This is a genomic window from Chelatococcus daeguensis, from assembly GCF_001887265.1.
GTDB lineage: Bacteria > Pseudomonadota > Alphaproteobacteria > Rhizobiales > Beijerinckiaceae > Chelatococcus_A > Chelatococcus_A sambhunathii.
Genome location: NZ_CP018095.1, coordinates 13120 through 36093, shown reverse-complemented (window position 1 = coordinate 36093; position 22974 = coordinate 13120). Strand labels below are relative to the sequence as shown.

19 protein-coding genes, 1 tRNA gene and 2 pseudogenes are annotated in these 22974 nt (G+C 68.0%); 10 read left to right on the top strand and 12 right to left on the bottom strand.

The window, feature by feature from the left end; genetic code table 11:
- The first annotated feature begins 195 nt into the window (after positions 1-195).
- Together BOQ54_RS00155 and BOQ54_RS00150 are read left to right on the top strand one after the other, a co-directional pair.
- Positions 196-1308: a TRAP transporter substrate-binding protein gene (locus tag BOQ54_RS00155; protein ID WP_055459399.1), complete on the top strand. Its 1113-nt coding sequence runs from the start codon at positions 196-198 to the stop codon at positions 1306-1308.
- 26 nt (positions 1309-1334) lie between these two features.
- Entirely contained in the window at positions 1335-2051 is a 717-nt protein-coding gene (locus tag BOQ54_RS00150; RefSeq protein ID WP_071923012.1) for a sulfate transporter family protein, read from the top strand.
- Here the strand turns inward: BOQ54_RS00150 and BOQ54_RS00145 are convergent, their stop codons facing one another.
- From BOQ54_RS00145 to BOQ54_RS00135, 3 genes are all read right to left on the bottom strand, one after another.
- Positions 2052-3056, bottom strand: a complete 1005-nt coding sequence (locus BOQ54_RS00145; RefSeq protein WP_071923011.1) for a complex I NDUFA9 subunit family protein — start codon at positions 3054-3056, stop codon at positions 2052-2054.
- A 124-nt stretch (positions 3057-3180) separates the two neighbouring features.
- Positions 3181-4986 (bottom strand): translation elongation factor 4, encoded by a 1806-nt coding sequence (gene lepA / locus BOQ54_RS00140; RefSeq protein WP_071923010.1) that lies wholly within the window; start codon positions 4984-4986, stop codon positions 3181-3183.
- A 174-nt stretch (positions 4987-5160) separates the two neighbouring features.
- Entirely contained in the window at positions 5161-5637 is a 477-nt protein-coding gene (locus BOQ54_RS00135) for an Lrp/AsnC family transcriptional regulator (protein ID WP_071923009.1), read from the bottom strand.
- A 145-nt stretch (positions 5638-5782) separates the two neighbouring features.
- On the opposite strand from BOQ54_RS00135, the gene BOQ54_RS00130 reads away from it, so the two are divergent.
- A complete protein-coding gene (locus BOQ54_RS00130) occupies positions 5783-6793 on the top strand; it encodes a 1-aminocyclopropane-1-carboxylate deaminase (protein ID WP_055459394.1) in 1011 nt (336 codons plus the stop codon).
- Between the two features lie 168 nt (positions 6794-6961).
- Here BOQ54_RS00130 and hrcA read toward each other — a convergent pair whose 3' ends face one another.
- Positions 6962-8131 (bottom strand): heat-inducible transcriptional repressor HrcA, encoded by a 1170-nt coding sequence (gene hrcA, locus BOQ54_RS00125; RefSeq protein WP_245280532.1) that lies wholly within the window; start codon positions 8129-8131, stop codon positions 6962-6964.
- Positions 8132-8332: 201 nt separating this feature from the next.
- Here hrcA and BOQ54_RS00120 point away from each other — a divergent pair.
- A tRNA-Leu gene (locus BOQ54_RS00120) sits at positions 8333-8417 on the top strand.
- Between the two features lie 70 nt (positions 8418-8487).
- Here the strand turns inward: BOQ54_RS00120 and BOQ54_RS19610 are convergent.
- Genes BOQ54_RS19610 through puuE form a run of 3 tightly spaced genes read right to left on the bottom strand, consistent with a single transcriptional unit; the run spans position 8488 to position 11490 of the window.
- On the bottom strand, positions 8488-9150 hold the full coding sequence (locus BOQ54_RS19610) for a hypothetical protein (RefSeq protein WP_145979693.1): 663 nt from the start codon (positions 9148-9150) through the stop codon (positions 8488-8490).
- Complete coding sequence (locus BOQ54_RS00115; RefSeq protein WP_083585853.1) at positions 9131-10054, bottom strand: HAD family hydrolase; 924 nt, start codon at positions 10052-10054, stop codon at positions 9131-9133. Before BOQ54_RS00115 ends, BOQ54_RS19610 begins: the two co-directional genes overlap by 20 nt.
- Before the next feature lie 23 nt (positions 10055-10077).
- On the bottom strand, positions 10078-11490 hold the full coding sequence (gene puuE / locus BOQ54_RS00110) for an allantoinase PuuE (RefSeq protein ID WP_071924343.1): 1413 nt from the start codon (positions 11488-11490) through the stop codon (positions 10078-10080).
- A 218-nt stretch (positions 11491-11708) separates the two neighbouring features.
- Here puuE and BOQ54_RS00105 point away from each other — a divergent pair, with 218 nt between their 5' ends.
- From BOQ54_RS00105 to BOQ54_RS00095, 3 genes are all read left to right on the top strand, one after another.
- Positions 11709-12536: a GGDEF domain-containing protein gene (locus BOQ54_RS00105; protein ID WP_055460787.1), complete on the top strand. Its 828-nt coding sequence runs from the start codon at positions 11709-11711 to the stop codon at positions 12534-12536.
- A 149-nt stretch (positions 12537-12685) separates the two neighbouring features.
- A complete protein-coding gene (locus BOQ54_RS00100; RefSeq protein WP_055460786.1) occupies positions 12686-13042 on the top strand; it encodes a hypothetical protein in 357 nt (118 codons plus the stop codon).
- 47 nt (positions 13043-13089) lie between these two features.
- Entirely contained in the window at positions 13090-14217 is a 1128-nt protein-coding gene (locus BOQ54_RS00095) for an iron-containing alcohol dehydrogenase (RefSeq protein WP_071923008.1), read from the top strand.
- Between the two features lie 12 nt (positions 14218-14229).
- Here the strand turns inward: BOQ54_RS00095 and BOQ54_RS00090 are convergent, their stop codons facing one another.
- The 3 genes and pseudogenes from BOQ54_RS00090 to exbB all read right to left on the bottom strand — a co-directional run bounded on the left by BOQ54_RS00090 (position 14230) and on the right by exbB (position 16565).
- Positions 14230-15198 carry a TonB family protein gene (locus tag BOQ54_RS00090; protein WP_071923007.1) on the bottom strand — a complete coding sequence of 323 codons (969 nt, stop codon included), beginning with the start codon at positions 15196-15198 and terminating at the stop codon, positions 14230-14232.
- Positions 15199-15201: 3 nt separating this feature from the next.
- Complete coding sequence (gene exbD, locus BOQ54_RS00085) at positions 15202-15648, bottom strand: TonB system transport protein ExbD (protein ID WP_071923006.1); 447 nt, start codon at positions 15646-15648, stop codon at positions 15202-15204.
- A gap of 12 nt (positions 15649-15660) precedes the next feature.
- A pseudogene (gene exbB / locus BOQ54_RS00080) lies at positions 15661-16565 on the bottom strand (tonB-system energizer ExbB).
- A 434-nt stretch (positions 16566-16999) separates the two neighbouring features.
- On the opposite strand from exbB, the gene BOQ54_RS00075 reads away from it, so the two are divergent.
- A complete protein-coding gene (locus BOQ54_RS00075; protein WP_055460782.1) occupies positions 17000-17896 on the top strand; it encodes an SMP-30/gluconolactonase/LRE family protein in 897 nt (298 codons plus the stop codon).
- Between the two features lie 119 nt (positions 17897-18015).
- Positions 18016-19104 (top strand): YeiH family protein, encoded by a 1089-nt coding sequence (locus tag BOQ54_RS00070; RefSeq protein WP_245316254.1) that lies wholly within the window; start codon positions 18016-18018, stop codon positions 19102-19104.
- Between the two features lie 6 nt (positions 19105-19110).
- Here the strand turns inward: BOQ54_RS00070 and BOQ54_RS00065 are convergent, their stop codons facing one another.
- Both BOQ54_RS00065 and BOQ54_RS00060 read right to left on the bottom strand, forming a co-directional pair.
- Positions 19111-20460: an AmpG family muropeptide MFS transporter gene (locus tag BOQ54_RS00065; protein WP_063189667.1), complete on the bottom strand. Its 1350-nt coding sequence runs from the start codon at positions 20458-20460 to the stop codon at positions 19111-19113.
- 117 nt (positions 20461-20577) lie between these two features.
- Positions 20578-22131: a helicase HerA domain-containing protein gene (locus BOQ54_RS00060; protein ID WP_071924341.1), complete on the bottom strand. Its 1554-nt coding sequence runs from the start codon at positions 22129-22131 to the stop codon at positions 20578-20580.
- 258 nt (positions 22132-22389) lie between these two features.
- On the opposite strand from BOQ54_RS00060, the pseudogene BOQ54_RS00055 reads away from it, so the two are divergent.
- Positions 22390-22960: pseudogene (locus tag BOQ54_RS00055) on the top strand (NUDIX domain-containing protein).
- Positions 22961-22974: the final 14 nt, after the last annotated feature.

Here is a 22974-nt window from a genome sequence, read left to right as displayed (position 1 = left end):
TGCGCTGCCTGTGGTCGAAATGAGGCACCAGCCTCGAAACGCGGGGAAAAGATCGATTGTTCCCTTCACGAAAGGGCGAGGCGTGTGTGCAGGCCGCTTGCGGCCCAGCCGCAAAAGCCGGTTTCACCCGGCTTCGATCATGCTCTAAAGTCCGCGACCGATCGCGGCGCAGGCCGCATGGGGATGAGGAACGCCATGACCAGGGAATACGAGGCAGGACGATCGACAGTGGCGCGCCGCGGCGTCATCGGGGCGCTGGCGGCGGGCGCGGTGGGGCTCGCCGCCCCGCATGTGGCGCGGGCCCAGGGCGCCGTTTCCTGGCGCATGGCGACCTCCTGGCCGAAGAACACGCCCGGCGTCGGCGTCAATGCCCAGCGCCTGGCCGACATGATCACGGCCATGTCCGGCGGGCGGCTCAAGGTGCAGCTCTTCGCCGCAGGCGAACTGGTGCCGCCCTTCGAGGTCTTCGACGCGGTCTCCTCCGGCGCCGTCGAATGCGGCCATGCCACACCCTATTACTGGCAGGGCAAGAGCCCGGCCTTCCATTTCTTCACCGGCGTGCCCTTCGGGCTGTCGGCCAACGAGCACGCGGGCTGGATCGCCTTCGGCGGCGGCCAGGCCCTGTGGGAGAAGGCCTACGAGCCCTTCGGCGTGCTGCCCTTCTACACGGGCTCCTCCGGCGCCCAGGCTGGCGGCTGGTTCCGCAAGGAGATCAACAGCCTCGACGACCTCAAGGGCCTCAAGATGCGCATCGCCGGGCTCGGGGCGGAGGTGCTGCGCCGGCTCGGCGTCAACACGCTGCTGACGCCGCCGGGCGAGATCTTCCAGGCCATGCAGGCCGGCACCATCGATGCCGCGGAGTGGGTCGGCCCGTGGAACGACCTCGCCTTCGGCCTCTACCGGGTGGCCAAGTACTACTACCTGCCGGCCTTCCACGAGTTCGGCCCGGCGCTCGAGATGCTGGTCAACAGACAAGCCTACGAGGCGCTGCCCGACGACCTGCGGGAGATCGTGCGCCGCGCGGCGCAAGCCATCTCTTACGAGACGCTTGCCGATTTCACCTTCCACAATATCGAGAGCTATCAGCCGCTTCTTGAGAAGGGGGTGGAAGTGCGTGCCTTCAACGACGATATCGTCAAGGCGCTCGGCCGCCAGTCCGAGGCGGTCCTGTCGGATCTCTCCAAGACCTCGCCGCTCGCGGGCGAGGTCTATGCCTCATTCACCGCCTTCCGTGCCAAGGCGATGACCTACGGCAAGGTGATGGACGGGGCCATCTATTCCATGCGCGAGACGGGGCTGGGGGCATAAGCCCCCGATCCTTTCCTGGGAGAGCCATGTATCCCGATGCCATCCTGAAGGCGTGGCGGCAGATCGTCTCGCCGCCGTTCCGCCGCATCCTGTGGCGCTCGCTGGCCCTGACGCTGGCGCTGATCGTGCTCGTCTGGCTGGCGCTGACGCGCGGCGTCGCGATGCTGATGGACCGCTATGCGCTGCTGGTGGACTATCCACTGATCGACAGTTTCGCGCTCATCTTCGCCGGCATCGGCATCTTCATCGCGCTCGCCTTCCTCGTCCCGCCGATCTCCGCGCTCGTCGCCGGCTATTTCCTCGACGATGCGGCGGAGATGGTGGAAGGGGCCCACTATCCGGCAGATCCGCCGGGCCGGCCACTCTCCTTCGGCCGGTCCATCCTCTACGGGCTGCGCTTTGCCGGCCTGTCGCTGATGGTCAATGCGATCGCGCTGGTGCTGCTCTTCGTTCCCGGCGTCAATCTCATCGCCTTCTTCGGAGCGAACGCCTATCTGCTCGGCCGGGAATATTTCGAGCTTGCCGCCGGGCGCTTCCATCCGATGCCGGAGGCGGCGGCTATGCGCCACCGCAACCGCGGCACGGTGCTGCTCGCCGGTCTCGTCCTCGCCGGTTTCGTCGCCATTCCGGTCATCAACCTGATGACGCCGCTCTTCGGCGTGGCCTACATGGTGCACGTGCACAAGAAGCTGGCCGCCCGCGAGGCGCGGGCGATGGCGACTGCCACGGTGCGGGGCGGCTGATCAGGCGAGGTGCGTCTGCTCGAACTGGCCGCGTTCGCGGAAGCGCCAGAGATAGGTCGGCACGATGGCCTCGACGGCTTCCGGCTGGATGCCGAGGCCCTCGAGCGTGCGACCTTCGGCGATGGCGACCTCGGACACCACGTTGTCGGTCCCCAGCAGCGTCACCTGGTCGCGGGTCAACACAAATTCGTCGGGCATGAGGCCGAAGGTGAGCTTGTCGAGCGTCTCGAGCACCGCCGCCTGGGCCCGGCCGAGTCCGAAGGACAGCGGCAGCACCAGCCGGCGTCGGCCCGTGACCTTGAGGATGTAGTCGAGGATCTCGCGCAGGCTCCGCACCTGCGGACCGCCGAGCTCGTAGACGCGCCCGCCGGCCACTGTGCCGTCGACGGCGCGGGCGATGGCCTCGGCGACGTCACCGGCGAAGACCGGCTGGAAACGCGTGTCGGCGCCGACGAGCGGGATGACGGGCAGCATGCGGGAAAGCGCCGCGAAGCGGTTGAAGAAGGCGTCCTCCGGGCCGAAGACGACGGAGGGACGGAAGACGATCGCCTCGGGCACCGTGGTGAAGACCGCCTCCTCGCCTGCCGCCTTCGTGCGGGCGTAGAGCGAGGCGGACTTGGGGTCCGCCCCCAGCGCGGAAACGTGCACGAGCGAAGCGCCGGCACCGGCCGTCGCCTGGGCGACGGCGCGCGCGCCGAAGGCCTGCACGGCGTCGAAGCGCTGGCGCCCGGTCTCTTGCATGATGCCGACGAGGTTGATAACGGCATCGGCCCCCTGCACGGCGGCCTCGACCGAGTTTTTGAAGCGCAGGTTCGCCTGGACGGCGTGGATCTGGCCGACGCGACCGAGGGGCTGCAGGTGCCCGGCAAGATCGGGCCGGCGCACGGCGACGCGGATGCGATAGCCGCGGCGGGCGAGGGCCCGCACCACGTGGCGGCCGAGGAAGCCCGAGCCGCCGAAGACCGTGACGAGCTTGGAGAGGGGATCGAGCGCTTGCGCCGCCATGGTTGTCTCCACGAGTGCTGATCCGACGTTGCCGGCCGCCGGAAGGGTCGCGGCTTCCTTAGAGCATTTTTGAGGGAAGTGGAATCCGCCGCGACGAAAGGCGGCGGGGCTGAGGCCGGACGCCTCAACTGTCCATCTTCAGCGCGGCGATGAAGGCTTCCTGCGGGATCTCCACCTTGCCGAACTGGCGCATGCGCTTCTTGCCCTCCTTCTGCTTCTCGAGGAGCTTGCGCTTGCGCGAGACGTCGCCGCCATAGCACTTCGCCGTCACGTCCTTGCGCAGGGCGCGGATGGTCTCACGGGCGATGATCTTGGCGCCGATCGCGGCCTGGATCGGGATCTGGAAGAGGTGCTGTGGGATGAGGTCCTTCAGCTTCTCGCACATGGCGCGGCCGCGCATCTCGGCGCGGGTGCGGTGCACGAGCATGGAGAGCGCATCGACCGGCTCGCCGTTGACGAGGATCGACATCTTGACGAGGTCGCCGGGGCGATAGTCGGTGATCTGGTAGTCGAAGGAGGCATAGCCCTTCGAGATCGACTTCAGCCGGTCGTAGAAGTCGAACACCACCTCGTTGAGCGGCAGGTCGTAGACGACCATGGCGCGCTTGCCGACGTAGTTGAGGTCCACCTGCTCGCCCCGCCGGTCCTGGCACAGCTTGAGGATGGCGCCGAGATAGTCGTCCGGCGTCATGATGGTGGCGCGGATCCACGGCTCGGCGATCTCGGCGACCTTCATCACCTCCGGCATGTCGGCCGGATTGTGCAATTCGCGCTCGCTGCCGTCGCTCATCTTGAGGCGGTAGACCACCGAGGGGGCGGTGGAGATGAGGTCGAGGTTGAACTCGCGCTCCAGCCGCTCCTGGATGATCTCGAGGTGGAGAAGGCCGAGGAAGCCGCAGCGGAAGCCGAAGCCGAGCGCCGCCGAGGTCTCCATCTCGTAGGAGAAGCTGGCGTCGTTCAGTCTGAGCTTGCCCATGGCCGCGCGCAGGTCCTCGAAATCGGCGGCATCGACCGGGAAGAGGCCGCAGAAGACGACGGGCTGCACGGGCTTGAACCCGGGCAGTGGCTCGGCGCAGGGCTTCTTGTCGTCGGTGATGGTGTCGCCGACGGCGGTGTCCGCCACCTCCTTGATCGAGGCGGTGAGGAAGCCGACCTCGCCGGGGCCGAGCGAGTCCACATTGGTCATCTTGGGCCGGAAGACGCCGACACGGTCCACCGGATAGGTCGCGCCGGTGCGCATCATGCGGATGGTCGTGCCCTTCTTCAGCGTCCCGTCGATGATGCGCACGAGGACGACGACGCCGAGATAGGCATCGTACCAGCTGTCGACGAGCATCGCCTTCAGTGGCGCCGCCGCGTCGCCCCTGGGCGGCGGCAGGCGGGTGACGATGGCCTCCAGCACGTCCTCGATGCCGAGGCCGGTCTTGGCCGAGATCGGCACGGCATCGGACGCGTCGAGGCCGATCACCTCCTCGATCTGCTCCTTGACGCGGTCGGGCTCGGCGGCCGGCAGGTCGATCTTGTTGAGGACGGGCACGATCTCGTGGTTGGCGTCGAGCGCCTGGTAGACATTGGCGAGCGTCTGCGCCTCGACGCCCTGGGAGGCGTCGACGACGAGCAGCGAGCCCTCGCAGGCCGCGAGCGAGCGCGAGACCTCATAGGCGAAGTCGACGTGGCCGGGCGTGTCCATGAGGTTGAGGACGTAGGTCTTGCCGTCCTTGGCCGGATATTCGAGGCGCACGGTCTGCGCCTTGATGGTGATGCCGCGCTCGCGCTCGATGTCCATGGAATCGAGCACCTGCTCCTGCATCTCGCGGTCCGACAGCGCGCCCGTCTTCTGGATGAGCCTGTCGGCGAGCGTCGACTTGCCATGGTCGATATGCGCGACGATGGAGAAGTTGCGGATGGTCTCGATGGGCTTCGTTGTCATGTCGGAACGTCGTTTCGCTCGCCCGCCTGTCCCCGCGGCTGTGACGGCCTTCCTGCGCAGGCGGGGGCGGGAGCGCGGCCGTGATCGTCAAGCCGCGGGAATAGCAGCGTGCGGGCCATCCGCCAAGGGGTGCACGGCGCAGGGGCGGGCAAAGTGCCTCGCGCGGGAGGCGCTTCAGAACGCGAGCGGCGCGTTGTCGACCACCTCCTTGAGGACGAAGAAGGTCCGCGTCTGGCGCACGCCGGGCAGGGCGATGAGCTTTTCGCCGTGCAGGCGGTTGAAATCGACCATGTCGCGCACGCGGATCTTCAGGAAATAGTCGAAATCGCCGGCGACCACGTGACAGTCGAGCACCACGGGCATGGCGCGCACCGCCTCCTCGAAGGCGGCGAAGCTCTCGGGCGTCGAACGGTCCAGCACCACGCCGACGAAGACGAGCGTGCCGCGCTCGACCCGCTCGGGCGCGACGAGCGCCCGCACGCCCGACACATAGCCCTCGGCGAGGAGGCGCTGGATGCGCCGGTGGCAGGTCGCCGCGCTGGTATTGACGCGCTTGGCGATCTCGGCATTGCCCATGCGCCCGTCGGCCTGCAGCAGCCTGAGGATGCGCAGGTCGGTGCGGTCGAGTTCGCGCGTGACGGATTCTTTCATTGAATGGCCTGTTAATGAAGCATTCGGAAGATACTAGGCGGATCGACCGAAACAGCAAATCATAAATGACGCTTACTTCGGAAGGACCTTTCATAGGTACTGTTGCTAGGCTTTCCCCATCCATTTCCAAGGGGAAGACCGCGCCATGCTCGAAAAATTCGACCGCTATCCGCTTACCTTCGGCCCGACGCCGATCGAGAAGCTGGAGCGTCTCAGTAAACACCTCGGCGGCAAGGTGGAGCTCTATGCCAAGCGCGAGGACTGCAACTCGGGCCTCGCCTTCGGCGGCAACAAGCTGCGCAAGCTCGAATATATCGTGCCGGACGCGATCAGGAGCGGTGCCGACACGCTCGTCTCCATCGGCGGCGTGCAGTCCAACCACACGCGCATGGTGGCGGCGACGGCAGCCAAGATCGGCATGAAGTGTCGCCTCGTGCAGGAGAGCTGGGTGCCGCACGACGATGCGGTCTACGACCGGGTCGGCAATATCCTTCTCTCGCGCGTCATGGGGGCGGAGGTCGAACTCGTCGACGAGGGCTTCGACATCGGCATCCGCGAGAGCTGGGAGCGGGCGCTCGAAGACGTCCGCGCCCGGGGCGGCAAGCCCTATCCCATCCCGGCCGGCGCCTCCGTGCACAAATACGGCGGCCTCGGCTATGTGGGCTTCGCCGAGGAGGTGAGGGCGCAGGAGGCGGCGCTCGGCTTCTCCTTCGACTTCATCGTGGTGTGCACCGTCACCGGCTCCACCCACGCCGGCATGGTGGTGGGCTTCGCCAAGGACGGGCGCCAGCGCCGCGTCATCGGCATCGACGGCTCGGGCACGCCGGAAAAGACGCGCGCCCAGGTGCTCGACATCGCGCAGAAGACCTCAGCCCTCGTCGGCGGCAAGGACATCACCGAGGAAGACATCGTGCTGAAGGAGGACTACGCCTATCCGGCCTATGGCGTGCCCTCGAAGGAGACGCTCGCCGCCATTCGCCTCTCGGCGCGCCTCGAGGGCATGATGACCGACCCGGTCTACGAGGGAAAATCCATGCAGGGCATGATCGACCTCGTCGCGCGCGGCTTCTTTCCGGCCGGGTCGAAGGTGCTCTACGCGCATCTCGGCGGCGTGCCGGCGATCAACGGCTACAGCTACACCTTCCGCAACGGCTGACCGCACCGTGGCGGCCTCCTCTTCATCGGGCGGCCGGCGACCGCCGCCGCCTGGCCGGAGGAGGTCGTCGCCATGCGTTTCGCGACGCTGCCGGCGGCAGAGCTCATCGCCCTCGACGAGGCGTCCGGAGCCGAGGCGACGATGATGCTGTTCCCGTGAGGGGGGCGCCTACCGCCCCTCCAGCAGCCGCGACACCACGCGCGCCGTATAATCCACCATCGGCACGATGCGGGCATAGTTGAGCCGCGTCGGGCCGATGACGCCGACGACGCCGACGATGTGCTGGGTGCCGTCGCGGAAGGGGGCGGCGATCATCGACGAGCCGGACATGGAGAACAGCTTGTTCTCCGAGCCGATGTAGATGCGCACGCCCTCGCCCTCCTCGGCGCGGGAGAGGAGGTCGATCACGTCCTTCTGGGTCTCGAGGTCGGCGAAGAGCAGGCGGATGCGCTCGAGGTCCTCGGCGGCCCGGAGGTCCTCGAGCAGGTTCGCCTGGCCGCGCACGATGAGCTGACGCTCCTCGGCCGGGCCGACGCTCATGGCGACGCCGGCCTCGACGAGCCGTGCCGTCAGTGCGTCGAGCTCGCGGGCGATCTCCTCGCGCCGGCGGGCGATCTCCTCGCGCACCTCGCTCAGGGTGCGGCCACGGATGCAGGCGTTGAGGAAGTTCGTCGCCTCGGTCAGCGCCGAGGCGGGCAGGCCCTGCGGCAGGTCGAGCAGTCGGTTCTCCACCGAGCCGTCCTCGGCCACGAGCACGACGAGGGCGCGGCCGGGGTCGAGCCGCACGAACTCGATGTGCTTGAGGCGCAGGTTCTGCTTGGTGGTGACGACGACGCCGGCCCCGCGCGACAGGCCGGACAAGAGCGTCGTCGCCTGGGCGAGCACGCCGTCGAGCGAGGCGCTGCCGGTGCCGGCGCGCACCTGGCTCTCGATATTGGCCCGGTCGGCCGCCGTGAGGTCGCCGATCTCGAGCAGCGCATCGACGAAGAAGCGCAGGCCGAGCTCCGTCGGCAGGCGCCCGGCGCTGGTGTGGGGCGCGTAGATGAGGCCGGTCTGCTCGAGATCGGCCATCACGTTGCGGATCGAGGCGGGCGAGAGCTGCAGCGGCAGCATGCGCGAGAGATTGCGCGAGCCCACCGGCTCGCCCGTGGCGAGATAGCTCTCGACGATCTGGCGGAAGATCTCGCGCGAGCGCTCGTTGAGCTCGACGAGCGGGCGCGACCCTTCCGCCACCGTACCGGCGGTGGTGCCAGCAGCCGCGCCGGAATGCGCGCTCGCGCCCGGCGACGCGCCGCCGGGAGGCAAGGCACCGCGTGGCGTCACGTTCATGGCCGTCATGCTCCTGTCGTCCTTGGGATTATGGGCCCGATCGGCCGCTTTTCAAGCAACGGCCAGCGCCTCGCAGTGGATCCCTGCGGCCGCGCGCCCGCATTCCCGCCCCGCTGCGGCCGATTGTCCACCGCGCCGGCGGGCGCCCGCGCAAAAGCGCCGTTGACAAGCCCGGGGCGCATGCTTAGACAGACGCCTGCCCTGACATGGGCCCAGGTGGCGGAATTGGTAGACGCGCTGGTTTCAGGTACCAGTGGTGAAAGCCGTGGAGGTTCGAGTCCTCTCCTGGGCACCATCTCTTCTCAGGTGATTGCTTGAGAGAGCGGCTATGTACCGCCTCCGCATTTTTGAGACCAGTGCATAAGCTACTGTGCTTCTGGTGTTTTCTGGACGCGTGAGGGCTCCGGCGCGGATGGCGCCAAACTTTCAGGAGATCCGCCCGTAGGCGCAGCCTGAATGGGTTGTTCGTTCGAAGTCGCAAGCGATCTAGGCGCCGTTTGTGTCGTGGCGGCAGTCGCAGGAGTCTCTGCTACCTGTTTCTGAGCGAACAAAAGCACAACGAAAATTACAGCCAACATTAGGAAGCCTAATCCATAAAATATCTTAAGGCGGCGCTGCGAATTGGTTTCGAAAACCCAGAACATTCGAACATTCTGGCTCTCACTGGAAATAGTGCCTCCGAGATCAATGCCGGGAAGCATGCTCTTGTATTCTTCCTCAATCTTGCTGGCGTGCTTAACTGCTCCTTTGAGAAACATATGATACCAATAGTAATCCATAAGAAAGAATGCGAGCCAGGCGAAAAGTGCTGCAGCCACAAAGCCCATGCCGGCTGCGAGTCGATAGCCGAGAAACGCTATCTCAAGCCCCTGCTGATAGGTGAAACCCATAGCCGCCAACAGCGCGCCAACAACGGTTATGGCGGTGTTTCGAATCCGCAGGCACAAATCGTTGAAGTGCTGTTGCACATCGATAGTCTTTTTCCAGATTTCAATCGCGGCCTTTATATCACGCTCTTGCTCTGGCATTTGGCGGCCCAAATTGGCAATAGTTGAAAATCTCAGAGAACTGTTTATCAAGAACAGCGCTCGGTTCAAAATCATGACCTTGAGCCGCAATCGCTTTCTCGCGTTCGACATCCTCCTGGGTCCAGTGGGATACGCGTTGTAGTAGTGAGTATTCAGGCCGCCTCTGGCTTTCACCATACTTCGCGTGGATGTCGAACACACCTACGTCACGCGCCATCGCTACATCCTTAAATAGACTGTCGCCGACATAGGCGCAACGTTCAGGAGATGCGTCGATCATGTTGAGGATATCGAGCAGGATCCTCGGATTAGGCTTTAGCTCTCCCCGAGGCGTGTGCCGGACCTCTGTTACCTCAAGTTGATAAAATTCGTCGGGTTGATGGCGCAGGCGATCCAGCGAGACTCCGGCCGGGATATCATGATCCTCAGGGCTAAACATAATATCGATCACCCCGTCCAGCCCGAAACGCTTTAGACGATAGGCACTGTAGAACGCCATCGACTCCGTATATGCAATGATAGTGGCTCCACTTTTCTTCACATCCCATAAGCTGCGGAATACAGACGGATACAATTTGAGGTGCCGATCTCGCCTCAGGCGGGATTCATCGATTGCATCCTTGAACAGGGTGCGGATGTCGCCTTGAGTGCGGTTCTGCTTTAGAACTTCAACTTCTTCAATCAGAAAAGTGTATTCCGACGTGCGGCGTTCTTGATGCACACGGCGGATATCAGCTTCGATCTCAGCGACCGGCTTGCCAGTCACTTCGATAATACGGTGGTAGATTGGCTCGAACTGCGCGTACCAAGCTGCGAACCAATCGAAAATTGTGTTGTCTAAGTCAACGATGAGTGTATCTGCGAATTTATAGGTCATGGCTTCCGAACGTATGTTGAACGACATGGGCAAGCTCGGCCCGTTGCACCTCACCCTACCCTCTCCCGCAACCGCAACAACGCGATTCGCTCGATTTCCGCCATCGCCGTCGAGAACTCCGCTTCCGGCGTGTTCGCCAGCCGCGCCTGAAAAGCCTCCAGGATCTCCTCCTTGGTCCTGCCCTTCACGGCCATGATGAAGGGGAAGCCGAAGCGGGCCTTGTAGGCGTCGTTGAGGGCGAGGAAGGTCGTCTTCTCCTCGGCCGTCAGGCGGTCGAGGCCGGCGCCGGCCTGTTCGCGGCGGGAATCGGGGGCGAGCTCGGCGGCCTTCAGGCGGCCGGCGAGGTCCGGGTGGGCCTTGATGAGGGCGAGCTTTTTCTCACGCGAGGCATGCGCCAGGACGGTGCACATGGCCGCGTGCAGGCCCTCGGCGCTGTCCTGGGCGGCGGTGAGGCCGCGCCGGTGCGTCTCCTCGGCGATCCAGGGGGAATGTTCGAAGACGTCGCCGTAGAGGGCGATGAAGCGCGGGGCGGAGAGGCGGCTCGGCACGAGGCCGGCCGGGCGGTGGTGAACGTACCAGTGGCGGGCGATGTCGATGCGGCGCGGCACCCACACGCGCGGATGCGCGGCGACATAGTCGAGGAAGCGGGCGAGCGCGGCGGCGCGGCCCGGCCGGCCGACGAGGCGGCAGTGCAGGCCGATGTTGAGCATCTTCGGCGCGCCTTCGAGGCCCTCGGCATAGAGGGTGTCGAAGCTGTCCTTGAGGTAAGCGAAGAACTGGTCGCCGGAATTGAAGCCCTGCACGGCGGCAAAGCGCATGTCGTTGGCATCGAGCGTGTAGGGGATGACGAGGTGCGGCCCGTGCGGCCCCTCGACCCAATAGGGCAGGTCGTCGGCGTAGGAATCGGAGGAATAGAGGAAGCCGCCCTCCTCCATGACGAGGTCGGTGGTGAAGGCCGAGCAGCGGCCGGTGTACCAGCCGAGCGGGCGCGCGCCCGTCACCTCTTCGTGCAGCTCGAGCGCCTGCAGAAGGTGAGCGCGCTCCTCCTCCTTGGAAAAATCCTTGTATTCGATCCACTTGAGGCCGTGGCTGGCGATCTCCCAATCCGCCTCCTGCATGGCAGCGACGGCCTCCGGGTTGCGGGCGAGCGCGGTGGCGACGCCATAAACCGTCACCGGCAGGCCGCGGTGGGTGAACATGCGCCACAGGCGCCAGAAGCCGGCGCGGGAGCCGTATTCGTAGATCGACTCCATGTTCATGTGGCGCTGCCCCGGCCAGGGCTGGGCGCCGACGATCTCGGACAGGAAGGCCTCCGAGGCGGCGTCGCCGTGCAGGATGTTGTTCTCGCCGCCCTCCTCGTAGTTGAGGACGAACTGCACCGCGATCGCCGCCCCGTTCGGCCAGAGGGGATCGGGCGCGTGGCGTCCGTAGCCGATCATGTCGCGGGGATAGGGGCTCGTCATGGCGAAGGGCTCCGGAGGCAGCGGCTGGAGGGGCGGCCGGGAGGCCGCGCCCGGCACCAAGCAAGCATCGGGCCGCGGCGGAAATCAACGGGGGGGTGCCGGCGCGGCCGGCTGTCGCGGCCGCCCGTTTTTGCATCTTCGCCTCTTTGGCAAGCGGTATGCACTGTTGTAGTGACAATGTCTGGGACAACCGTCCCGCCGGATGAGGTAGGACCCCCGTGAGCACGCCCGCGATCCACGGCGCCATCAGGCCATCCGACTGGCATTTGCGCAGCACGCTGCAGGATCTCTTCCTGCTCGTGTCGGCCATGGCGCTCGCGGTGCTCGTCGCCTGGCAGTACGATATCTTCACGAGCGGCTATGTCACCGATCCGCCGGAGAAGAAGATCGAGATCGACGAGGCCTTGCTGCTCGGCCTCATCCTCGGCATCGTGCTCTTCCTGTTCTCGCTGCGCCGGCTCTCCGAGCAGCGCCGCGAAGAGGCGCGGCGGGTCGCCGCAGAAGAGCGGGCCCAAGAGGCCGAGCAGCTTGCCATGCTCGACCCGCTGACGGGCCTGCCCAACAGGCGCGTGCTGAGTCGGGCCTTCGAGGAGATGCGCGCACGGCCGGAGCGTGCCGGTGCCACCCTCGCCTTCATGCTGATCGACCTCAACGGCTTCAAGGCGGTCAACGACCGGCACGGCCACCCGGTCGGCGACCGGCTGCTCGTCGTCGTGGCGCAGCGCCTCGGCGGCGCGCTGCCGCGGGAGGCTACCTTGAGCCGGCTCGGCGGGGACGAGTTTGCGGTTCTCTGTCCCAACATTACCGGCCGAGAGGATGCCGCGGCCGTCGCCCAGCGGCTCGTTGAGGTCATCGGGGAGCCGATCGTGATCGACGGTCGGCGCCATGCCGTTTCCGCTGCCGTCGGCGTTGCCCTCCGCCCGCTCGTCGGCGCCGTCGTCGATGATCTGATGCGCGAGGCTGATGCTGCGCTCTATGCGGCCAAGGCCGCGGGCGGTGCGGCGATCCGCTTTGCGGCAACGCCTGCCGATGCGCCGGCGGGCTGAACGGCGGCACGCTGCGCGACATTCCTGTTGAGAGACATGAAGCCATGGCTGCCATGCAGCGGCGGCCCTGCGCCAGCGGCACGAATCATGTTTCGCTGGTAGAAGTGCAAGTTGCGTCATGTGGCGTTCAGTCGGGTCGTGGTGTCGGTATGCGTTTCGAGGCGTCGTTTTCCGTCGAGGTCGACGAATACGGGCGCATTGCGCACGAATGTGTCGACTATTCCTTGCTGCCCCTGCGTTACGAGCGGCTGACGCTGGAGCTCGACGAGCCGATGCCGCGCCGGCAGATCGGCTATGCCATCGTCTGGAACGACGACCGGGTGGTGCATGCCGCCGCGGTGGTCAGCGACCGGCTGCGGATCGACCTCGATCTTGCCGTGCCGGCCGGCGACCATGCGTTCTGGTTCCTGTGCGCCGGGCTCGAGCCGGGCGCCACCATCAGGGGGCGGGCCGTCGTCGAGGGGCGGCTCGACCTCGCGGCCGATGCTGCGGCTGATCCGGACTGACCGGCGGGGCCGCGCGGAAAGATACAAAGGCGGAATAGGGGGAAGCAGTGGGCATCATCTCTTACCTGACGACGACGGAGTTCGGGCCGGGCAGTCTCGCCAAGCTGCCTGAGAGCCTCACGGGCCTCGGCATCCGGCGCCCGCTCCTCGTCAGTGACCGCGGCCTTGCCGCGACGCCGCTCGTCGAGCGCGTCAGGGCGCTCTGCCCGGAGGGCACGCCGGTCTTCCTCGACGTGCCGACGAACCCGACCGAGGAGGCGGCGCTCGCCGCGCTCGCGCTCTACAAGGCGGAGGGCTGCGACGGGCTCGTGGCGCTCGGCGGCGGCTCGCCCATCGACCTCGCCAAGGCGGTGGGGCTGCTCGCCACGCATCCGGCGCCGCTCGCGCGCTATGCCGCCATCGACGGCGGCATGGTCCATATCACGGCAGCGGTCGCGCCGCTCGTCGCCATACCGACGACGGCCGGCACCGGCGCGGAGGTGGGGCGCGCCAGCCTGATGACGCTGGCCGACGGGCGCAAGGTGGGCATCATCAGCCAGCATCTCATCCCGCGGCTCGCCCTGTGCGATCCGGAGCTGACGCTCGGCCTGCCGCCGGGGCTGACGGCGGCGACGGGGCTCGACGCGCTGTCGCATTGCATCGAGACCTTCCTGTCGCCGCGCGACAATCCGCCGGCCGAGGCCATCGCCCTCGACGGCGCCGGCCGCATCTGGCGCAACCTGGAGCGGGCCGTTGCCGACGGCTCCGACCTCGCGGCACGCACCGAACTGATGATGGGCGCACTCGAGGGCGGCCTCACCTTCCAGAAGGGGCTCGGGGCCGTGCATGCGCTGAGCCATGCGCTCGGCAGTCTCAAGGAGCCGTCGCTGCATCACGGTACGCTCAACGCCATCCTGATGCCGCCGGTGGTGCGCTTCAACGCCGGCCATGTCGGCGACAAGCTTGCGCGCATCAAGGCGGCGCTCGGCCTGCCGGCTGAGGTGGACCTCGCCGCCGAACTCGACGCGCTCAACCGGCGCCTGAACATCCCGGCGGGCATCAGGACGCTCGGCGTCACCGAGGCCATGCTGCCGAGCGTTGTCGAGAAGGCCCTCGCCGACCACAGCAATGCCACCAATCCGCGTGCGGCGACCGGCGACGACTACATGGCGCTGTTGCGCGCGGTGATGGTGTGATCGGGGGACCGGTCAGCGCAGGGTGAAGTTGACCGGCACGCGAACGTTGAGCGTCGCCTGCTGCATCACGGCTGGTGGGGGGGAGGGCACGGGGCTCGCTTGCCTGGCGCCGTCGATGATGGCGGCGTCGAGGATGGGCGAGCCGCTGCTCGCCGCGATGCGCACAGCGAGCACGTTGCCCGCCGCATCGAGCCGCAGCAACAGCTGTGCGGAGCCTGTCACGGTGCCGGCGCGGGCGCGGTCGGGATAGCGGATGTGACGGCGCAGGTGTGCCACGACCTTGCCGGCCCATTCCATCTTCGTCTGACCCGACACGGGGGCCGAGCCCTCGCGCGGCGCCGCCGGCGCGGCAGCCTCGTTCTCCTGTGGTGCGAGGCTGCCGCGCGTGCGCCGCTGTTGTGGCGGCGGAGGGCGGCGCTCCATCCTGGGCTGGACGGCCGCGGTCTTCGGCTTCTCGGGTGGCGTCAGCTCCGGCGGGCGTTGCGGCGGCGTCGGGGCCGGCAGCATCACCTCCGGCGTCGGCACGTCGGGCGGCGGCGGCAGCATGTCGAGCGCCGCCACCTGCGCGGGCGTCACGAGTTCGGCAAAATCGGGCGTCGGCGCCGGCTCCGGCAGATCGACGACGGGATCAGGCAGGGGCTCCGGCGGCGGCTGCTCGGCCGGCTCTTCCGGCCGGGGCTCTTCCGGAACGGGATCGGGCGGCTTGGGCTGCTCCTCCTCGGCCTCCGTCGGCTGCGTGTCGGCGTCCTCTCCCGGTGTCGTGTCCTCGTCGCTCGCCTCGCTCGGCGGGGCGGCAGCGAGCGGCGCGAGGTCGACCATGACCGCCGCCGGCGGCTCGCCGGGATCCTGGAACGGCATGGCCGAGCGCAGCAGGCCGATGGCGACGAGGCCGTGTACGGCCAGCACAACCGTGCCGGCGAGCGTCCAGCGCAACGCCTGCCGGCCCGGATGTTCCGCAGCGGTGAAGCCGGGGTGATGCATCCGTCAGGGGCTCGCCGTGGGCGCCGCGGCGGCTGCCGCCTGCTCCAACCCGACGAGCGCCACCTTGAAATAGCCGGCGGCGCGCAGCGCGTTCATCACCTGCATGACGTCGCCGTAGGCCACGGCCTGGTCGGCGCGCAGGAAGATGCGCTCCTCGCGGTTGCGGTCCGTCGCCCTATCGAGCGCGGCGGCGAGGCGCTCGCGCGTCACCGTCTCCTCGCCGAGGGTGAGGCCGAGGTCCGCTTTGATGGTGAGATAGAGCGGCCGGTCGGGGCGCGGCTGCTGGGCGGCGTTCGACACCGGCAGGTCCACCGGCACGTCGACGGTGGCGAGCGGCGCCGCCACCATGAAGATGATGAGCAGGACGAGGATGACGTCGATGAACGGCGTGACGTTGATCTCGTGCGTCTCGGCGAGATCGTCATCCCGGTGGTCGAGCTGGACGGCCATGGTGATGCCTGTTCATTCCGCCGCGGCAGGCAGGCCGGAGATGGCGCGCAGGTTCGTGCGCCGTCCCTGGGCGGCAAGGTCGCGACGGTCGAGATCGCGCGAGAGGAGGCGCATCACCTCGCTGCCGGCATCGGCGAGGAGTGCCTTGTAGCCGCCGATGGAGCGCGTAAAGGCATTGTAGATGATGACCGCGGGGATGGCCGCGACGAGGCCGATGGCCGTGGCGAGGAGCGCCTCGGCAATGCCCGGCGCCACCACGGCGAGGTTGGTCGTCTGCGCCTGTGAGATGCCGATGAAGGAGTTCATGATGCCCCAGACGGTGCCGAAGAGGCCGACGAAGGGAGCCGTGGCGCCGATGGTGGCGAGGAGGCCGGTGCCGCGCGTCATGCGCCGGGCGGCATTCGCCTCGATGCGGGCGATGGAGATGGCGACACGCTCCTTGATGCCGTCGGCCGGCATGGCGCCGGAGCGCTCCACCTCGCCCTGCGCCGCTCGCGGCAGGTTCGCCGCCGGGCTGCGCGCTGCAACGCGGTCGCGGTCGAAGATCGCCTTGAGGGCGTCGTCCAGCGTCGCGGCCCGGGCGAGTGCGGCATTGACCCGCCGGGCGGCGCGCCGCGCGGCCGCGAGTTCGAGCGTCTTGGCGAGCCACACGGTCCAGGTGACGACAGAGGCGAAGGCAAGGCCGATCATGACCGCTTTGACGACCCAGTCGGCCGCCATGAACATGCCCCAGGGCGACAGGTCGTGCGGCAGCAGGGCTGTCCCCCCGGGGGCGCGGGCATTGCTGTCGCAGGCTCCGTTCCTTCGGTCGCGACAGGCTGATCCGCTGCCGGCGCGGCCTGCGGCGCGGTTTCCTGTTGCGCGGGGGCAGCAGCGCCGGGCTGCGCCGTGTCCTGCTGCGCCTCGACGGCGACGATCGAGAGCGCGCCGAAAACAAGAACGATCGCGAGGCGGCGTATCGCGGTGCCAGCGATGTGCAAGGCGATCCATCGCCGTGCCTCGCGCCCGGCAGGCGGCTGAGTTGCAATCATGTCCGGCCTCGTTCGCTGTCGGTCTGTTTTCACCTGCCGCGGTCGCCCTGCGGCAGGCAGGCATATGTGCTTTGCTGCAATAGATACACGGTAGTTGGCAAGTAAAAATCGAAAAATCTAAATTGAAATAATTCCAAAGAGGGCAGAGGCGCGATGAATTACGGAGCATTTATTATTTTCGGGCGCCATTCTGCAGCAGGCGGCTTCGCTCGGCGCTGAATGCGCCGCTGGTATGCGCAAAGTGGAAAGCGCGACGAAAAACGGTGCGCGGGGGCGGCGACTGCCCTATTGAGAAGATCAACAACACGGAGCGAAGCCACATGAGCGAGGGGTCACCCTTCACCTGCGTGCTCGACGCACGCGCCCGCCTCGGCGAAAGCCCGGTCTGGTCTGTGGCGGAGCAGGCCCTTTACTGGGTGGACATCAAAGGCCGGGCCCTGCATCGCTTCGACCCCGCGACGGGCGTGGACGAGGCCATGGCGATGCCAGAGGACATCGGCTCGGTGGTGCTCGTCGAGGGCGGCGGCTTCATCGCGGCGCTGCGCACGGGTCTCTTCTTCGTCGAGGCGGACGGCACGGTGCGCGAGCGCCTCGCTGCCAATCCCGAGGACCATGCCGTGAGCCGCTTCAACGACGGGCGCACGGACCCGGCGGGGCGTTTCCTCGTCGGTACCATCGACGAGCCCAAGGCCGGCGGCAAGGCGCATCTCTACCGCTTCGACGAGGGCGGCCTGGCACCTCTCATCGGCGGTCTGCTCACGTCCAATGGCCTCGCCTTCAGCCCGGACGGCACCTGGCTCTATCATTCCGATACGCCGGCCTTCACTGTCTATCGCCAGCGCTACGACATCGAGACCGGAGAATTCGCCGACCGCGAGGAATGGGTGCGCCTGACGCCGACGGAAGCCGACCGGGGTCGGCCCGACGGTGCGGCGGTGGACATTGAGGGATGCTACTGGACGGCCCTCTTCGAGGGCGGCCGCATCCAGCGCTATTCGCCGCAGGGCGAGCTCCTCGCCGAATATCCGGTGCCCGCCCGGTGCCCGACCATGATCGCCTTCGGCGGGGCGGACCTGCAGACGATCTTCGTCACCTCGGCGCGGGACGGGCGGCCGGAGGAGGAACTTGCGCGCCTGCCGCAGTCCGGCGGCATCTTCTCCATGCGCGCGCCGGTGCCCGGCCTGCCGGAGCCGCTATTCCGCCGGCCGGTGCGCTGAGCGCGCTACGCGGCTGGCGCATGGTACGCGGCTGGCGCATGGGCGTTGCCCGCCTTCCGCCATTCCCGGTTGCGGCGAGCGGGGATAGAGAGGGGCGGATTGCAGCCGGTGCCTCGCCCATGACCGCCTCCACCCCCGGATCGACCGCCGAAGCTTCGTCGCCCGCGGCGCGCGGGCGCCTGAACGGGCGCATGGGCGGCCTTGGCGATGTCATGCCAGGGGTCCTGCTCGCGGCGGCGGTCGGCGTCGTCGCGACGCTGCTCGAGCCCACCGCGGCGCGCCTTGCCGCTGCCCTCTTCGGTGCCACCGCTGGCCTGCCGGCGATGGTGCTGGCGCTCCTCATCGGCATCCTGCTCAATCCGGTGGCACAGCGGCTGGTCTTCAGGCCGGGGCTCACCTTCTGCGTCAAGAAGGTGCTGCGCTGGGCCGTCGCGCTGCTCGGACTGAAAATCGCCGTCGGTGACGTCCTCGGCCTTGGCTGGCAGGTCATGGTCGTGGTCGTCGCCGGCATGGCGGCGACGCTCGTCTCGGGCGTGTGGCTGGCGCGCCTTTTCGGCCGTAGCGATGCGTATGGCGCGCTCGTCGGCAGTGCCACAGCCGTCTGCGGCGCCTCGGCGGCCCTTGCCACGGTCAGCGTGCTGCCGGACTACAAGGAAAGGGAAGCCGACGTTGCCTTCGTCGTCGTGGCGGTGAACGCCCTGGCGACGCTCGCCATGCTGCTCTACCCGCCGCTCGCGGCCTTCGTTGGCTTCGACGAGCGCATGACCGGCGCCCTCCTCGGGGCGGCGATCCACGATGTCGCCCAGGTTGCCGGCGCGGGCTACGCGGTGTCGGAGGTGGCGGGCAATACGGCGGTGGTGGTCAAGCTCTTCCGCGTTTTCCTGCTGCTGCCGGTCGTCCTCGCCGTCGCCTTCTATTTCGCGAGCCAGGGCGGCAGCACGGCGCGGGCGCGCGTGCCCGTGCCGGTCTTCGCGATCGTCTTCCTGGCACTCGTCCTCGTCAACAGCTACGCCCTGCTGCCCGGCCCGGTCACGGGAGTGCTCAACGAGGCCTCGCGCACCGGGCTGCTGCTCGCCATCGCCGCGCTCGGCCTCGGCACGTCGCCGCGGGCGCTGGCAAGTCTTGGCTGGCGACATGTCGTCATCGCCACCGGCGTGACGCTCATCATCCTCGCCATCTCGGTCGCCGGGCTCGCCCTTCTCGGCTGACGGGCCTCAGCCACGCGCCGCGGGCGTGGGGGCTGGGGCACCGGCCGGCACGGCGGTCGCCTCCTCATCCTCCTTCTCCTCCGCCATGCTGCCCCTGAGGGCGATGCACAGGAGCGTCGTCGGGATGCCGATGGCGGCGGTGAGGATGAAGAAGGTCGGATAGCCGAAGCTGTCCACCATGTAGCCGGAGAGGCCGCCGACGACCTTGCCGGGCAGGGCGTAGAGCGAGCTGAGGAGTGCGTATTGAGTCGCCGCGAAAGCGGGCGAGGTCAGGCTCGACATGTAGGCGATCAGCGCCGTTCCGGCGAAGCCGCCGGCGAAGTTGTCGAGGCTGATGCTGAGCATCAGGAGATTGAGGTTGTGCCCCTCGAGCGCCAGCCAGGCGAACATCAGGTTCGAGGCGGCGGCGCTGACGGCGCCGATGAGCAGGGTGGTCCACAGGCCGAGGCGCGTCGCCGCGATGCCGCCGGCAAAGGCGCCGAGAATGCCGATCCACACGCCGTAGAGCTTGGAGACGCTGGCGATCTCGGACTTGGAGAAGCTGAGGTCGATGTAGAGGGGATTGGCCATCACGCCGGCGACGAAATCCGGCAGGCGGAAGAGCGCGACGAGGGCGAGGATGGCGACGATCAAGGGGCCCTTGCGGCGGGCGAGGTCGGCGAAGGGCTCGACCACCATTTCCTGGGCGCGTGCCAGCAAGGAGGTGCCCCGCGGCGCGGCGCGCTCGCGGCCGATGTCGAGATTGGGGGCGAGCAGGCTCGCGCCGACGCCGACCGCCATGACGGCGGCCATGGCGAGATAGGCGCTGCGCCAGTCGACGAAATCGGCGATGTAGAGCGCGCCCGCGCCGGCGCAGATGAGAGCGAGGCGATAGCCGAGCTGGTAGGCGGCCGACATCATGCCCTGCCGCTCGGTGGGGGCGGCGTCGATGCGCCAGCCGTCGATGACGACATCCTGCGTCGCCGAGAAGAAGGCGACGACGAGCGCGCAGACCACCGTGACGCCGAGGCTCGTTCCTGGATCGCTCAGGGCGATGCCGACGAGGCCGAGCGCAATGCCGCCCTGCGCCGTCAGCATCCAGGCGCGGCGCCGGCCGACGAGGCCCGACAGCACCGGCACGTCGAGACGATCGATCACCGGCGCCCAGACGAACTTGAAGCTGTAGGCAAGAGCGACGTAGCTCAGGAGCCCGATATCGGTGCGCGAGATGCCGGCCTCGCGCAGCCAGGCCGACAGGGTGCTGAAGACGAGGAGGAAGGGCAGGCCGGCGCTGAAGCCGAGGGCCAGCATGATGGCGAGGCGCCCATCCGAGAGGAGGGCGGCGAGGCTGAGGCGGGGGCGCTCGGTCTTCGTCACGGCATCATTCCGGTGTCTCGTCGCTCGCTGTCCGCCGGACAGCGGCGACCGCCGGCCACGGCCAGCATAGCAGCAATGATGGCCAGGGTGCGCCCGATCCCGTTGACTTTCCGTTAACTATGCGGCGCCGGCGGTGGAGGTTTCTTCAGGGCCGGACTCCACGCCCGTCTCGCTGCCGAATGCGGCATCGGGCCCGTTCGGGTCGCCCGGCGCCGTCTCCCAGCCGAGATCGGGAAAGGCCATGACGCGGTTGTTGCGGAAGTCGTTGCGGCAGACGATGACGCCGCGCTCTTCCATATAGGCGATGAGGCGCCTTGCTCGCCCGGCCGAATGCGTGCCGTAGGCGCGGGCAACCGCGGCATCCGAAGGGCAGCGGGCGCCGTCGTGGGCGGCGCGGGCGAGCATCAGGAAGACGCCGTGCATGTCCTCCGGCAAGGTCGCCGCCAGCGAGACCGCCGCATGCCAGGGACCTTCCTCGGCGGCGCTCTGCGCATCGATGCCGGCGCGCGCCATGGCGAGGCGGCGGCGGAAGGCCGGCAGGTCCGGCGGTGCGCCCGGCACCCGGTGGATGCGGCAGCGCACGAGGAAGTCCTGGTAGAGCACGGCGATGGAGCGGAAGGCCGAATCGGGGTCGGCGAGCACTTCCGCGAGCACGGCGTCGATCAGCGCGTCGCGTTCGGCGGGCGGCATCGGCGGCTCCGCTGGCTCGCTCGGCGCCGGCGGCTCGGGCCTTGCACGCACGAGCTGGGCGAGGATGTCGTTGGTCGAGGGCGGCGGCGGTGCGACGGGCCGGCGCGGCGGCGGGCGCAAGGGCTCGGGCTCTGCGGGCGTGAAGATCAACTCGTGCGCATCCTCGGGCGGCTGCTCGGGCAGGGGCAGGAGCCGCGGGCTGCCGCTGCGGGCGCTCGTCTCGACGGCGCCGATGGTCACCGGCAGCGGCCGGCGCGACAGGGCCGGGCCGAGGGCGACGAAGCGGCCCCGGTCGAGGTCGCGGAACATCTCGGCCTGGCGGCGCTCCATGCCGAGGAGGTCGGCGGCGCGCGCCATGTCGATGTCGAGGAAAGTGCGCCCCATGAGGAAGTTCGAGGCTTCCGCCGCCACGTTCTTGGCGAGCTTGGCGAGGCGCTGGGTGGCGATGACGCCGGCGAGACCGCGCTTCCTGCCGCGGCACATCAGGTTGGTCATGGCGCCGAGCGAGACCTTGCGCGCCTCGTCCGACACCTCGCCGGCCGCCGCCGGGGCGAAGAGCTGCGCCTCGTCGACGATGACGAGCATCGGATACCAATAGTCGCGCTCGGCGTCGAAGAGGCCGCCGAGGAAGGCGGCGGCGCAGCGCATCTGCATCTCGGAGTCGAGGCCCTCGAGGTTGAGGACGACGGAGACGCGGTGCTGGCGCACACGTGCGGCGATGCGGGTCAGGTCGTTCTCGCTGCGGCTTGCATCGACGACCACATGGCCGAAGCGGTCGGCCAGGGTGACGAAGTCGCCCTCGGGGTCGATCACGGCCTGCTGCACCCACTGAGTGCTCTGCTCCAGCAGGCGGCGCAGCAGGTGCGACTTGCCGGAGCCGGAATTGCCCTGCACGAGCAGGCGCGTCGCGAGCAGTTCCTCAAGATCGAGCAGGGCGGATGTGCCCGCCTGCGTCACCCCCATGTCGATCCCGACCTTCATCCCACTCCTCGTTTCGGCTCCCGGCCATCCGGCGACCGGTTCCGTGCGATTCGCACCCGCGAGCGCGCGGCCCATCATTAGCTGCCTGAGGCAAGGCGCGCCAAGACCGGCAGCGCCTGCCAAAGGGCCGAAGCTGGTGGGAGGCAGGCGCAACATGTCGTAATGAGACGCGATTCCTGTCGCGTTCGCGTCAAAGTCGTGGTGAACGATGATCGTCGTGGCCGGGCGGCGGTCGCAGGATGGCGCAAGGAAGGCGACATGACGGCTCGTATCGAGGAAACGCACATCGTCTATGACGGCTGGACGACGGTGGAGGTCGCCACGATCCGTTTCGAGGACGGTTTCGTCATCCACCGCGAGGTGGAGAATCATGGCACGGCCGTGGCAGTGCTCGCCTTCGACCCCGAGCGCGGCGTGGCGCTGCTCACCAGCCAGTGCCGTGCGCCCATCCTGCGCGAGGGCGGCGACAGGGTGCTCGAGGTGCCGGCCGGGCTCGAGGAGGGAGAGGAATCCGCCGCCTGCGCCCGGCGCGAGGTGCTGGAGGAGACGGGCGTGCGGCTCGATCGCCTCGTCAACGTGGTGCGCGCCTGGACGATGCCGGGCCTCTCCACCGAGCGCTGCTCCGCTCTTCCTCGCCGAATACCGTGAGGCCGACCGGGTCGAGGACGGTGGCGGGCTCGACGAGGACGGCGAGCGCATCACCGTCCACGAGCTGCCGCTCGCCACGCTCGCCGTTATGGCCGACGGGGGCAGACTGACCGACCTCAAGACCTTCGCCCTCGTGCAGACGCTGCGCCTGCGGCGGCCGGAGCTGTTCGCGCCCCGGTGACGCAGCGGGCCAGT